This window comes from Roseateles chitinivorans (assembly GCF_050632235.1).
In the GTDB taxonomy this organism is placed as follows: domain Bacteria; phylum Pseudomonadota; class Gammaproteobacteria; order Burkholderiales; family Burkholderiaceae_C; genus Roseateles; species Roseateles chitinivorans_A.
The window spans coordinates 6,367,616-6,380,261 of sequence record NZ_CP192584.1; the positions used below are offsets into that span (position 1 = coordinate 6,367,616).

A 12,646-nucleotide genomic window follows, 5' to 3' on the forward strand; every position below is an offset into this window, starting at 1 on the left:
GCCCGCGCCCGTTCCCCGTCGCGCCGTCGCGTGTCACTCGGCGGCCTGGAAGCCGATCTCCACGCTGACCTGGCGCGGGGCCGGGATCGGCCCGAAGCGCCATTGCTTCACCGCGGTGACCGCGGCCACGCTGAGCTTGCGGTCCGGCGAACGCACTGCCTGCGCCGCGTCGACCGAGCCGTCCGGGCGGACGGTGAACTGCACCATCACCGATCCGGAGCGCTGCTGCGAAAGCAGTGCGCGCGGGTACTCGGGATCGACCTTGCGCAGCAGCTTCAGCGGCACGGGCTCCTCGGCCTCGGGCTCGGGTTCCGGCGACTTGCCGGCGGGCACGGCCGATGACGGCGCCGACATCGACATGACCTGCGGCGGCGGCGCTTCCGACATCGGCTGCGGCACGGAACTCGGCGGCGCGATCGTCTGCGCGGCCGACTGGCCGATCGCCGCAGGCGCGGGCGACGCCGTCGCCACGACGGGCACCGGCGCCGTCTCCGGCGCAGTGCGGGCCGCGAGCGCACGCTCGGCGGCGGGATCGGGTTCCCGGCGCGCCGCGGGCGCCGGCGCGGCCACGGCGACCGGTCTGGCGACCGGCTTGGGCGCCTCGGCCTTGGTTTCGTGCGCGGGCTTCTTCTCGCCCTTCTCCGCGTGGAACTTGATCCACTGGAACACCTTGTCGGCATCGCGCTTGGCGCGGTCGACATCGCTCATCGGCGCCACCGCGGCGGCGGCGGCCGGCACGGCCGACGTGGCCGGCGCCACGGGTTGCGCGGTCTGCGCCTGCGCACCCATCGCGACCAGACCCAGGCCCAGGCTCAAGACCTGGCACCACGCCCGGCCATGGTGTCGGACGCTCGGGAGACTACGGCTGCTCATCACTCCACCCTCTCGATTGCGCTGGTTGCTCTCTTTTGGAGACAACGCCGGTCTTGTCTGCTGCTGTTGCTGTGGTTCTTTCGCGCCCCGGCCTGAGCGCCGCAGTGTAAGAAGTCACCGTGGTGACGGCCCCTCGGTGTTTCCCCGGAATCAGGATGTAACAGTACCCCGGATGTCCCTTGACATCGGGGTTGCGTCGAGAAATTCACGTCCTTGCCGGCCGGGGTGTTGCGCGGCCTATACTGCGCGCCTGCTCCGGGGAGCCCTGGGTCGACACCGCGCCACGCGCATCGTCGACACGGGCTGAGACATGGCGATGAAGCCGTGGACCCGCTGAACTTGATCCGGTTCGTACCGGCGTAAGAAGAGCCCGCCCTTCCAGGCGCACCTCGGCGAATCGCGAGCCCCCCAGGCCCGCACCGATGCCACGCGGTCCCGCACCGCCCCGTGCGCCCCACCCAGGAAGGGGTCTGTTCCGAACGCCTGCCCGTTCCCGTCGATTCAGCCTCCGGCGCCCAACCGGAGACCTCGATGAACGACCTGACCCCTCCAGCCGGCAACGACAGCGCGACCTTCCACGAGCGCCTCGCCGCCAGCCGCGCCCCGCTGCCCGCCTCGACCAAGACGCATGAGCACGGCGTGCTGCATCCGCAGCTGCGCGTGCCGCTGCGCGAGATCGCGCTGACCAACGGCGAACGCCTCGCGGTCTACGACACCTCCGGCCCGTACACCGATCCCGCCGTCGCGACCGACGTGCGCCGCGGCCTGCCGGCGACGCGCGCCGCCTGGGTCGAGTCGCGCGGCGACACCGAGCCGTACACCGGCCGCCCGATCCAGCTCTTCGACGACGGCCTGCGCGAGGCCGCGCAGCAGGACGCGCTGCGTGCGCAGAGCGCCGCGCTGACGCGTCCGCCGCGCCGCGCGAAATCCGGCGCCAACGTGACGCAGATGCACTACGCGCGCCGCGGCATCGTCACCGCCGAGATGGAGTACGTGGCGATCCGCGAGAACGGCCGCCGCGCCTGGATGCACGAGTACCTGTCCGACACCGAGCGCGAGCAGCGCCTGCGCGGCCAGGGCCTGGGCGCGCAGATCCCCGGGATCATCACGCCCGAGTTCGTGCGCGACGAGATCGCCCGCGGTCGCGCCATCATCCCGGCCAACATCAATCATCCGGAAGTCGAGCCGATGGCGATCGGCCGCAACTTCCTGGTCAAGGTCAACGCCAACATCGGCAACTCCGCCGTCAGCTCGGGCATCGAGGAGGAGGTCGAGAAACTCGTGTGGGCGACCCGCTGGGGCGCGGACACGGTGATGGACCTCTCCACCGGCCGCAACATCCACACGACGCGGGACTGGATCCTGCGCAACAGCCCCGTGCCCATCGGCACCGTGCCGATCTACCAGGCGCTGGAAAAGGTCGGCGGCGTGGCCGAGGACCTGACCTGGGCGCTGTTCCGCGACACGCTGGTGGAGCAGGCCGAACAGGGCGTTGACTACTTCACCATCCACGCCGGCGTGCGGCTGCCCTTCGTGCCGATGACGGTCAAGCGGCGCACCGGCATCGTGTCGCGCGGCGGCTCGATCCTGGCGAAGTGGTGCATCGCGCATCACCGCGAGAACTTCCTGTACACGCACTTCGAGGAGATCTGCGAGATCATGAAGGCGTACGACGTCAGCTTCTCGCTGGGCGACGGATTGCGGCCGGGCTCGCTGGCGGACGCGAACGACGAGGCCCAGTTCGCCGAGCTGCGCACGCTGGGCGAGCTGACCAAGATCGCCTGGAAGCACGACGTGCAGACCATGATCGAAGGCCCGGGACACGTGCCGATGCACATGATCCAGGCCAACATGACCGAGCAGCTCAAGCACTGCGACGAGGCGCCGTTCTACACGCTGGGGCCCTTGACGACGGACATCGCGCCGGGCTACGACCACATCACCAGCGGCATTGGCGCCGCGATGATCGGCTGGTTCGGCTGCGCGATGCTCTGCTACGTGACGCCCAAGGAACACCTGGGGCTGCCCGACCGCGAAGACGTCAAGCAGGGCCTGATGGCCTACAAGATCGCCGCGCACGCGGCCGACATCGCCAAGGGCCATCCGGCGGCGCGGGCGCGCGACGACGCGCTGTCCAAGGCGCGGTTCGAGTTCCGCTGGGAGGACCAGTTCAACCTCGGCCTCGATCCCGAGACCGCGCGCGAGTTCCACGACGAGACGCTGCCCAAGGACAGCGCGAAGGTGGCGCACTTCTGCTCGATGTGCGGACCGAAGTTCTGCTCGATGAAGATCACGCAGGACGTGCGGGAATACAGCGCGCAGCTGGCCGCCAACGGTGAAGGCGGCGGCAGCGGCGGCGCGGGGATCGCGGCCGAGGCCGGCATGCGCGAGAAGAGCGCCGAGTTCCTGGCCGGCGGCGGCGAGCTCTACATCCCGATCCGCCAGGCCTGAGCGCGATGGCCGCGATCGCCATCGCCGGGGCCGGGCTCGCCGGACGGCTGCTCGCGTGGACGCTGGCGCGGGCCGGACATCGCGTCGAGGTCTTCGACGCGTCGTCCGGTTCCGAGCCCGCGTTCGACGCGCAGGGCGCGGCGGCGTTCAGCGCGGCCGGCATGCTGAGCCCGCTCGCCGAGCAGGAACAGGGCGGCGCGGAGATCGCCGCACTGGGCTGGCGATCGCTGGCCTTGTGGCCGGTCATCGTCGCCGCGCTGTCCCGGCGCGAGTCGGGCCTGAAGTCCCCATTGAATTCGGCTTTGACTCCGGACTCGAGGTCGAGTCCAGCATCGCAGCCGGTGCCGTTGCGCATCGACGGCAGCCTGCTGCTGTCGCATCGCGCAGACCTCGGTGCGGCGCAGCGCACGCTGATGCGCATGCCGGGTGCGGAGCCGCTCGATGCCGACGCGCTGCGCACGCATGAGCCGATGCTGGCGCCGGGCCTGCGCGGCTGGCTGCTGCCGGGGAAGGCCTCATCGCGCCGGTGCCGGCGATGGCCGCGTTGCACGACGGCGCAGCGGACGCGCGCTGGCACTGGTCGCGCCCGGTGGACCAGGTCTTGCCCGGCGAACTGCACTTCGCCGACGGCGGGCGCTGGCAAGGCGACTGGGCGATCGATGCGCGCGGACTCGGCGCCCGGCCGCCGCTGCCGCTGCGCGGCGTGCGCGGCGAGATCGTCACGCTGTCGCTGCCGGGGCACGGCCTGCGTCGACCGGTCCGGCTGCTGCATCCACGGCATCGCGTCTACCTCGTGCCGCGCTCCGACGAAGAGATCGTCGTCGGCGCCAGCGAGATCGAGAGCGAGGACCGCAGCCCGGTCTCGCTGCGCTCCGCCGTCGAGCTGATGGCCGCGGCGCAGAGCGTCCTCCCGGCCTTGTCGGAGGCGCGCATCGTGCGGCTCGACCGGCATCTCCGGCCGGCGCTGCCCGACAACCTGCCCTTCACCCATCACGAGCCCGGCCTGCTGCGCCTCAACGGCTTGTACCGCCATGGCTGGCTGCTCGCGCCGGCGCTGGTCGAACGGCTGCTGAATCGGGCCCGACTCGCCGATCTGGCCGCGCTGACCGCACTGACCGACGCCGCGGCGGGCCTCGTTCCGGACTGCGCGCCGAACCCGGCACCGGTGTCTGCCGCCTCCCTGGAGAACTCCCCATGACCACCCCCTCCCCGATCACCGTGCGGCTCGACGACCGCGCCGTGGCGATGCCCGCCGGCGCGACGCTGGCGCAGCTGCTCGAACTCGAACGACGCGAGGCCGCCGCAGTCGCCACCGCGCTGAACGGCCGCTTCGTGCCTCGCGCCGCGCGCGCCGACACGGCGCTCAACGACGGCGACGTCGTCCTCTTCTTCCAACCGATCGTCGGAGGCTGACATGCCGCTCCACGCCATTCCGCCACCGACCGGCTCGCGATCGACCGACGCGCCATCCACCGATCCGCTGCTGATCGACGGCATCGCGCTCGACAGCCGTTTCTTCCTCGGTACCGCCGGGTATCCCAGCCCGGTCACGCTGTGCGACGCGATCCGCGCCTCCCGCTCGCAGGTGCTGACGGTTGGCCTCAAGCGCACGCTGCAAGCGGGCGACAACGGCGCGCTGTCGCAGGCGCTCGCTGTCGGACGCGAGCAGGGCGCCCGGCTGCTGCCCAACACCGCCGGCTGCCGCAGCGCGCGCGAGGCGGTGCAGCTCGCCCACATGGCGCGTGAGCTCTACGACACCGCGTGGATCAAGCTCGAGGTGATCGGCGACGACCACACGCTACAGCCCGATCCGTTCGAGCTGGTCGCGGCGGCGACGGAGCTCGCGCGCGAAGGCTTCATCGTCTTCCCGTACTGCACGGAGGACCTGATCCTCGGCCGGCGGCTGCTGGACGCCGGCTGTCCGCTGCTGATGCCGTGGGGTGCGCCGATCGGCTCGGGCCAGGGCCTGCTGAACCTCCACGGGCTGCGCACGCTGCGCGAGCGGCTGCCCGACACGGTGCTGGTGATCGACGCCGGTCTCGGCGCGCCGTCGCAGGCGGCGCGGGCAATGGAACTGGGCTTCGACGCCGTGCTGCTGAACAGCGCGGTGGCGCAGGCCGGCGATCCGGTGGCGATGGCCGGTGCATTCGGCGACGCCGTGCGCGCGGGCCGGCGAGCCTTCGGCGCCGGGTTGATGGCACCCCAGGCTTTCGCGGTCGCGAGCACGCCGGTGAGCGGCCACGCCTTCCTCCTGGGGGACGCATGAATCAAGAGAACGACTACGGCGAACACGCCGATCGAGCGGGTCAGGTCGATCGATCTGAACGATCTGATCGAGCTGATCGCATCGACGGTCCCGACCGGCGCGAGCACGCCACGGTGACCATGCCATCGCCGCTCGTGCCGCATCCGAGCCTGCCTTCGCCCTGGGCGCCCGCAGTCGATCCCGACCTGCTGACGCTCACGCCGTGGACCGACGATCCGACGCCGCCGATCCTCTGGAGCGTCGCGGGCACCGACAGCGGCGGAGGCGCGGGCCTGAGTGCCGACACGCGTGCGGCGGCCGCGATGGGCGTGCATCTCTGCCCCGTGGTCGCGGCGGTAACGGCGCAGCACTCGGTGGGCGTCAATGCCGTGTTCCCGCTCCCCGTGAGTCAGGTGCGAGCGCAACTGGGCGCGCTGAGACAAGACCTGCCCCCCGCGTCGTCAAGACTGGGCTGCTCGCGAGCGCCGGGACGGTCGACGCGCTGCTGGCGCAGATCGGCGACACGCCGCTGGTCGTCGATCCCGTGCTCGGCGCGAGCGCGGGCGGCGCGGCGTTCTGCGACGACGCGCTGCTCGGCGCCTACCGCCATCAGCTGATCCCGCGCGCCGCGCTGATCACCCCGAACCGGCGCGAGGCGGAACGGCTGCTCGGCGTGGCCTCGGGCCAGCTGCCGGTGCCGGAGCTGGCCGCGATGCTGCGCGGGATGGGCGCACGCGCCGTCTGCATCACCGGCGGCGACGACACGGCGCAGGTCGACGGGCTCTCGATGGATTGGCTGGACAGTCCGCTGGCGACCGGATGGATCGCCTTGCCGCGTCTGTCCGGCCGCAACGGCGGGGCGCCGAATCACCACGGCAGCGGCTGCACCTTCGCCACCGCGGCGGCCGCGGCGCTCGCGCGCGGCTTCGCGGTGCCGGACGCGGTGATCCTCGCGAAGATGCTCACTTGGTGCGCGCTGCGCGATGGCCACGCGGCGGGCGCCGGCGCCGGGCCGCTCCGGCCCGATCGACACTTCATCGACGATCCACGCGCGATGCCGGTGATGGGCTTCGATGACGAGACCTCGCCCGGCCGCGCCACGCTGACGCGCTGGCGCGAAGTGCTGTGGCCGGCGTCACGCCGCGCGGCGCCCTTCGCCACAGGCCTGTACGCGATCACGGACCGTCCGGAGCGCGTGACGGCGTTGGCGCTCAGCGGCCACTTCACCCATCTGCAACTGCGCATCAAGCGGAGCCCGTCGACCGACGACGACGCGCTGCGCTCGGCGATCCGCGACGCGGTGCGCGACATGGCGGGTCGCTCCGCGACCTTGTGGATCAACGATCACTGGCGACTGGCGCTCGACGAAGGCGCGCGCGCCCTGCACCTCGGCCAGGAGGACTGGGCGGGTCTGAATGCCGAGGACCGCGACGACCTGCAGCAACGTCGCTCGCGACACGGCGTGCGACTGGGACTGTCGAGCCACAGCCTGTGGGAACTCGCCCGCGCGCGTGGCGCGGCGCCCGACTACATCGCCTGCGGCCCGCTGTGGCCGACGACGACCAAGGACATGCCGTGGCTGCCGCAAGGCCTGGCGCAGTTGCGCTGGTGGGCGCGCATGGCCGGCGTGCCGGTGGTCGGCATCGGCGGCGTGCTGGAGGAGCGCCAATGGCGCGCCGGCATGGCCGCCGGTGCATCCGCCATGTGTCTGGTGCGGGCGGCGGAGGAGATGGTGGCGAATGGGAGGTTGAGGTGACGTCGAGCGTCTGCGCTCGGTCGACTCCTTGATCTGTACGCCTCAAACGATAGAAGCCCAATCTTTCGACTGGGCTTCTGAAGGCCACGAGGGCGGTTTTCCAGATGATTCCCGTAAGGGCTGGAAGAGTGAGAGGCCTCAAAGGGCAAGATGGATTCTGCACGTTGCGCCGAGAGTCTTCAAGTCGTCGATTCGAGTGATCGCTTCATATCAATGAGTAGTGCCCGTTCATCAATCGGGATCAGCAAGGCACTTGCATTCAGCGCATGAACGGCTGCCCGCTGGATTCGCTCCAGCAAGACGGCGCTGATGGCCCAGTCAACCGGCTCGCCGCCATCGGTCGGCGGCTGAAGTCGCAGTTTGCTCACGGTGTGGATGCAGTCCGCTTTGGCCCATCGGACGCATGGGGTGAAGTAGTCGAGAGCACAGATCGCGCCGGCTCCGATCTCGACGTGAACGCCACCGGCCATCTTCGATGGATCAAACGTCGTCGACAAGGGCGCAACGATGCAGGACTGCCGACTCAGGCGCCCGTTGATAACGACGACCAGACGGGTCTTGACCATCTCCGGTGGAAGTCGCCGATTGAAATCGGCGCAGGCGTTCGAGACTCCCTGTGCCCCGAATCGACCGAAGTGGCATAGGAGAACTTGCCCGACCTTAGGTGTGAAACCAATCGCCATGTTGACCTCGGTACTACCAAGGCGAGGCAGTGTTGCCAAGGTCTGCCGCCGTGGGAAACGGCGCGATGGGGGATGTTGCCCCGGCGTCTCGCCCCTTGGAGTGACCCACTTGGAGTGATTTCCAAGTGTCTTCGCCATGCGCAAGATGCAGGCTCGTTCGATGCGCGCCGGGCGGTCCGACTGCTCCTCTACTGCAACGACCTTCCGATGGACCGCCCGGCGCTGCATTGAACGTTCAACCTTGTGTTGCCCCAATCACGTCGCCCTTCTCGACTCCAGGCCTGGCTGCAACTGGAGGGCGGCACTCATGGAAAAGGTGTCGAAGAATGGAAAACAGTCCCGCGTTGCCCCTCCCCCGACCTCCAAGCGCGAGTACACGCTGACCGACATGATTGCCCAATGCGACCTTTCCGCGCCGCCTCCGGCGGACATCGTGGCGTGGGACGAGATGAATCCCGTGGGCGATGACGTGTGGTGAAGAAGTCCTTAGAAAGACGACGAGGGGCCCGCAGGCCCTCGATCGAAGTCATTGCGAAGCGGTGACGTTTATTTCTTCGCCACCTTCGCCGGCCGCTTCGCACCGGTCGCATCCGCCGGTGCGGTCGCGCCCTTCACCGCCGCCTGCGCGAGCTTGAAGAACACGTCCGTGTTGTCGATGACGCCGGTGAACGCCAGCGCGCCGGGGCCGAAGGCCGACAGCGGGATGTCCGTCGCCGTGTGCACCGCCTGCTCGCCGGGCACCTGGCCCGTCACCAGGAACTCGCCCGTCGCGTCATCGCGCTCGGCCGCGTTGGCCGGGTACCACTTCAGCGGCTCCGACTTCGCCATCGGCTGCTGCGAATCACGCAACGGCGTCGCGTTGGTGCGCCAGTCTTCGTAGCGGTCCGCGTTCGCGCCGTATCCCACCAGCAGGCGGTAGTCGATGTCGGTCGCTTCCGGATAGCCATCCGCGGCGATGCGGTAGCGCGGGAAGCCTGCCTTCTCATACACGCCGACGACCTTGTCGCGCAGGTTGGCCGCGCCCTTCTTCGTCGCCGCGTCCAGCAGTGCCTGGTCCGTCAGCATCGAGCCGCCGATCAGCGCCGCACCCGAGCACTCGTGGTCCGCCGTCACGATGACCAGCGTGTCGCCGTTCTCGCGTGCGAAGTCCTGCGCCACCTGCACGGCACGGTCGAACTCGATCGTGTCCAGCATCCAGCGCTCGCTGTCCATGTTGTGCGCCTGCTTGTCGATCGAGGCACCCTCGATCATCAGCACGAAGCCCTTCTGCTGCTTCTTCAGCGTCGCGATCGCGGCCTTGGCCATCTCGTCGAGCATCGGCTGGTCGGGGAAGCCGTAGTCGTCGACGACGCTGCCGCCCGCCAGACCCTTCTTCGCGCCGCGGCGGCCGTCGATCTTGTCCAGCGCCACGTTCATGTTGGAGAACGCGAACAGGCCCAGTAGCTTATCGGCGCCCGCGCCGGCCGTGGCGGCTTCGAGCGCCGTCTTCGTCGGCGCGTAGCGGTAGCCGGCGCCCTGGAATTCCTGGATCAGGTCGCGGCCCTTGTCCTTCGCGCCCGGCGCGGCGCCCCAGCGCTTGACGATCTCGGACGTGTGCGGATCGGTCGAGGAGAACGCGTAGTCGTTGCCGTCGGCGCGCTCCGAGCCCGCCGTGCCGGCAGGCAGGAACCATTTGCGGCCGCCGCCCAGCAGCACCGTCAGGCCGGTGCGCGAGCGGTCGTCGAAGAACTGGTCCACGATGCCGGTGCCCGCACCGCGGTTGCTCGTGTGCACCGCGTTGCCGGCCGGCGTCGCGTCGAACACGTCCGCGGTCGTCACGATGCCCAGCGCCTTGCCTTGCGTGCGGTGCAGGTACTCGGACAGGTATTCGATGCGCGGGTTGTCGAAGGGCTCGATCGTGTCGTCGGGGAACACGCCTTCTTCATTGTTGTTGTTCTTATTGCCCGAGACGTAGGACGTCATGCCCGGCGACGAGTCCGTCACCACCGAGTTCAACGACGCCGTCTTCACCATGCCCGTCGCCGGGAAGGTGTCCATTGCCAGCGGGTTGATGACCTTGCCCTGCGCATAGCCGCCCTTGACGATGCGGGCCGCGGTGCGTTGCGCGGCGCCCATGCCGTCGCCCAGCAGGATGATGATGTTCTTCACCTTCGGGCCCATCGCCGCGGTGAACGGCACGACGTCGAAGTTGCCGGTGGCGGCGACCTTCTGGCCGTCGGACTGCGTGGCCTCGACGCTGAACTCGTGGCGGCCGGCCTTCTCCAGGCTCACCGCGCGGATCGTGGCGATCGCGGTCTCGGCGCTCAGGCCCTTCACGCAACCGGTGGCGCAGTCACGCAGCGCGACCGTCGCGTCGACCGGCTTGCCGTCGATCACGAAACGCGCGGCCGTGATGCGCTGGCCGGCGTCCGGTTTGATCGTCGCCTGCAGGTCGAAGCGCTGTCCGGGCAGGAAGCGCGCGATCACGGGCTCCGGCTGACCGCTGGAGAAGCGCTCGCTCGGCGGCGTCAGGCGGGTGACGGTCGGGGCCGCCTGGACAGCGCTCAGCGCCAGCAGCGCGCAGGCGCCGGCGAGCAGGGAAGGCAGGTGTTTCATCGTGGAGGACTCGAGTCGAGGAAATCGGGAACCGCGCGGGGGCGGTGAAGAGCGATCAAGGGCGGCCGATGGCGGTCAATGACGATGGCCGTGGCCGTGGCCGTTGCCGTCGGGCTGGGCGGCGGCGGACGCCGACTGCGCTTCGAGCGCGCCGGGCGGCAGCTGCAGGCGGATCCAGGAGACACGGCCGGTCTCGTCCTCGACGCGGCCGATGGACAGCGTGCCCGTGAGGACCACCAGACCGTCGCGATGGGCGACCAGGCGTTCCTGTTGCGACGGGTCGAGCAGCACGGTCACGGCGGCGGCCGGCAGGTCGTCCGCCTCGCCGTCGGCGTGTTCGCTCATGCGCACCGGGCGCGGCGTGAGCCAGAAGCGGCCGGGCTTGGCCTGCTCCTGCGCGACCATGTAGCCGACCAGGCGCACCGGGCGGCCGTCGGCGGCGCGCAGCGCATCGGACAGCTCCAGGCCGGCCGGACCGATCGGCGACTTGAAGAACTGGGAGAACTTCAGGTCGGACGCCGCATCGTTCGCCGTCGCGAGCGGCGCGGACTCGGCGTGCGCGACAGACGCGGCCAGGGGAAGGACGACGGCGGCGCAGAGCACGGCGATCGAGCGGGCGGCACGGCGGGCAAGCCGCATACCTGTGGTGAGTTGGACGCACATAGGGACGCGATTCTTTCGGGCCCGCATGACGGTTCCGTGACGCTCCGTTTTTCTTGCTTGACACCGGCCTCCGCGCCACGCGAAGCTGGCCCGGCAGCACAAGGGAGTCCATGAACACGCCAGACCCCAGTCCAGGCCGGCAAGCGTCGAACGCGCTCTATGCGCGCCGTGCGCCGGTCTACGACTACGAGTTGATGCCGGTGGCGCCATTGCGGCGCGAAGCGATCGCCTTGCTCGATCTGCAACCGGGGCAGACCGTGCTCGACGTCGGCGCGGGCACCGGGCTGAGCCTGCCCGGCCTCAGCGCCGCGGTGGGACGCACCGGCCGGATCGTCGCCGTCGAGCCCTGCGAGACGATGATGCGCCAGGCCAAGCAGCGCGCGCGGGTGGACCACCTCCCGGCTCCGATAGCCTTCCTGGGTGCCACGGCGGAAGACGCGGACTACGCGTCCGTGCTCGGCACGCGCCGTGCGGACGCGGCGATCTTCTTCTTCACGCACGACGTGCTGCAGAGCGAGGAGGGGCTCGCGCGCGCCTTCGCTGCGCTCAAGCCCGGTGCGCGCATCGTGGCCGCGGGACTCGCCTGGGCGCCGCCGTGGATGCCGATGAGCAACCTGTTCGTGCTCGGCGCGGCGATGCACTCGATCGTGCGCATGGACGGACTCGACTGTCCGTGGCGGCTGCTTGAGTCCCGGATGAAGAACGCGGAGGTCGAGCGCCGTTGGCTCGCTTCCGCATATGTGATGACGGGTCAGCGCTGACGGCCGACGTCATTCAGCACAGGCCTCTCAACCCAGGTGCTCATGGCTTGCGGACGCGGGTTCAATTCCCGCCGTCGCGGTTTCCCGTCCGGAGAGCAGACCTCGAATGGGCTTGCGCAATCGGGTGAACCCAGGACGCTGCTTGCCCTGGAATCGATGGCAACATTTCCACAGGCCATCGCTTCACTCCCCCAATGAACCCCTACGCCCCTCCGACCGCAGACGTGAACACAATGGCGCCGGCCAATCGCCGGCCCATCGCATTCGTCGTCCTGGGCCTGTCTATTCTTCAGCTCCTGGCGCTGCTGGCCTTCATGCCTGCTTATTGGGAACTGGTGAAGACCGGTGCCACCTCGTTCATGACCGGACTCGGAGGTCTCGTCGGCTGTGCGTTGCTCTACGCGGGTGCCGTGCGCTTCGCCATGAACGGCTCCCGAGGCAAGCGCCTGTTCATCGCCTCGCTTGTACTTCTCGCCCTGGCGCTTCGTGGGTGGGGCCTCCAGTACGTCTGGTCCTATCCCTACGCTTTCGGCATCGCCATCGCCGTTGCTGGCTGGTGGTTCTCGCGGCGCGCTGCGGGTTCAGCGCCATCGGGCAGCTGACCCCGCGGACCCGGGAT

The 12,646-nt window shown here is 69.8% G+C and carries 12 protein-coding genes, 2 pseudogenes and 1 riboswitch; of the genes and pseudogenes, 10 read left to right on the plus strand and 4 right to left on the minus strand.

Annotated elements, in window-relative coordinates:
• Nucleotides 1–33: 33 nt before the first annotated feature.
• Nucleotides 34–816: a TonB family protein gene (locus tag ACQ859_RS29140; protein ID WP_431263905.1), complete on the minus strand. Its 783-nt coding sequence runs from the start codon at nucleotides 814–816 to the stop codon at nucleotides 34–36.
• 303 nt (nucleotides 817–1,119) lie between these two features.
• Nucleotides 1,120–1,256, plus strand: a riboswitch (TPP riboswitch).
• Nucleotides 1,257–1,404: 148 nt separating this feature from the next.
• Here ACQ859_RS29140 and thiC point away from each other — a divergent pair.
• From thiC to ACQ859_RS29175, 7 genes and pseudogenes are all read left to right on the plus strand, one after another.
• On the plus strand, nucleotides 1,405–3,324 hold the full coding sequence (gene thiC / locus ACQ859_RS29145; protein WP_431263906.1) for a phosphomethylpyrimidine synthase ThiC: 1,920 nt from the start codon (nucleotides 1,405–1,407) through the stop codon (nucleotides 3,322–3,324).
• Between the two features lie 5 nt (nucleotides 3,325–3,329).
• A pseudogene (locus ACQ859_RS29150) lies at nucleotides 3,330–3,767 on the plus strand (FAD-dependent oxidoreductase); the annotation flags it as partial.
• Nucleotides 3,768–3,859: 92 nt separating this feature from the next.
• Nucleotides 3,860–4,522, plus strand: a complete 663-nt coding sequence (locus tag ACQ859_RS29155; protein ID WP_431263907.1) for an FAD-dependent oxidoreductase — start codon at nucleotides 3,860–3,862, stop codon at nucleotides 4,520–4,522.
• Complete coding sequence (gene thiS, locus ACQ859_RS29160) at nucleotides 4,519–4,737, plus strand: sulfur carrier protein ThiS (RefSeq protein ID WP_431263908.1); 219 nt, start codon at nucleotides 4,519–4,521, stop codon at nucleotides 4,735–4,737. Before ACQ859_RS29155 ends, thiS begins: the two co-directional genes overlap by 4 nt.
• Before the next feature lies 1 nt (nucleotide 4,738).
• Nucleotides 4,739–5,590 (plus strand): thiazole synthase, encoded by an 852-nt coding sequence (locus ACQ859_RS29165; protein WP_431263909.1) that lies wholly within the window; start codon nucleotides 4,739–4,741, stop codon nucleotides 5,588–5,590.
• A gap of 302 nt (nucleotides 5,591–5,892) precedes the next feature.
• Nucleotides 5,893–6,527 (plus strand): annotated as a pseudogene (thiD, locus tag ACQ859_RS29170) (bifunctional hydroxymethylpyrimidine kinase/phosphomethylpyrimidine kinase); the annotation flags it as partial.
• Nucleotides 6,528–6,632: 105 nt separating this feature from the next.
• Entirely contained in the window at nucleotides 6,633–7,325 is a 693-nt protein-coding gene (locus tag ACQ859_RS29175; RefSeq protein WP_431266690.1) for a thiamine phosphate synthase, read from the plus strand.
• Between the two features lie 179 nt (nucleotides 7,326–7,504).
• Here the strand turns inward: ACQ859_RS29175 and ACQ859_RS29180 are convergent, their stop codons facing one another.
• The gene (locus ACQ859_RS29180) at nucleotides 7,505–8,236 is read right to left on the minus strand and encodes a type II toxin-antitoxin system PemK/MazF family toxin (protein WP_431266691.1); all 732 of its coding nucleotides are present in this window, start codon (nucleotides 8,234–8,236) and stop codon (nucleotides 7,505–7,507) included.
• A gap of 79 nt (nucleotides 8,237–8,315) precedes the next feature.
• Here ACQ859_RS29180 and ACQ859_RS29185 point away from each other — a divergent pair, with 79 nt between their 5' ends.
• A complete protein-coding gene (locus ACQ859_RS29185; RefSeq protein ID WP_431263910.1) occupies nucleotides 8,316–8,486 on the plus strand; it encodes a hypothetical protein in 171 nt (56 codons plus the stop codon).
• A gap of 68 nt (nucleotides 8,487–8,554) precedes the next feature.
• Here the strand turns inward: ACQ859_RS29185 and ACQ859_RS29190 are convergent, their stop codons facing one another.
• Both ACQ859_RS29190 and ACQ859_RS29195 read right to left on the minus strand, forming a co-directional pair.
• Complete coding sequence (locus ACQ859_RS29190) at nucleotides 8,555–10,603, minus strand: alkaline phosphatase (protein WP_431263911.1); 2,049 nt, start codon at nucleotides 10,601–10,603, stop codon at nucleotides 8,555–8,557.
• Nucleotides 10,604–10,678: 75 nt separating this feature from the next.
• Nucleotides 10,679–11,242 carry a hypothetical protein gene (locus ACQ859_RS29195; RefSeq protein ID WP_431263912.1) on the minus strand — a complete coding sequence of 188 codons (564 nt, stop codon included), beginning with the start codon at nucleotides 11,240–11,242 and terminating at the stop codon, nucleotides 10,679–10,681.
• A gap of 134 nt (nucleotides 11,243–11,376) precedes the next feature.
• On the opposite strand from ACQ859_RS29195, the gene ACQ859_RS29200 reads away from it, so the two are divergent.
• Together ACQ859_RS29200 and ACQ859_RS29205 are read left to right on the plus strand one after the other, a co-directional pair.
• On the plus strand, nucleotides 11,377–12,027 hold the full coding sequence (locus ACQ859_RS29200) for a class I SAM-dependent methyltransferase (RefSeq protein WP_431263913.1): 651 nt from the start codon (nucleotides 11,377–11,379) through the stop codon (nucleotides 12,025–12,027).
• 194 nt (nucleotides 12,028–12,221) lie between these two features.
• Nucleotides 12,222–12,629, plus strand: coding sequence for a hypothetical protein (locus ACQ859_RS29205; protein ID WP_431263914.1), 408 nt, complete (start codon nucleotides 12,222–12,224; stop codon nucleotides 12,627–12,629).
• Nucleotides 12,630–12,646 lie beyond the last annotated feature (17 nt).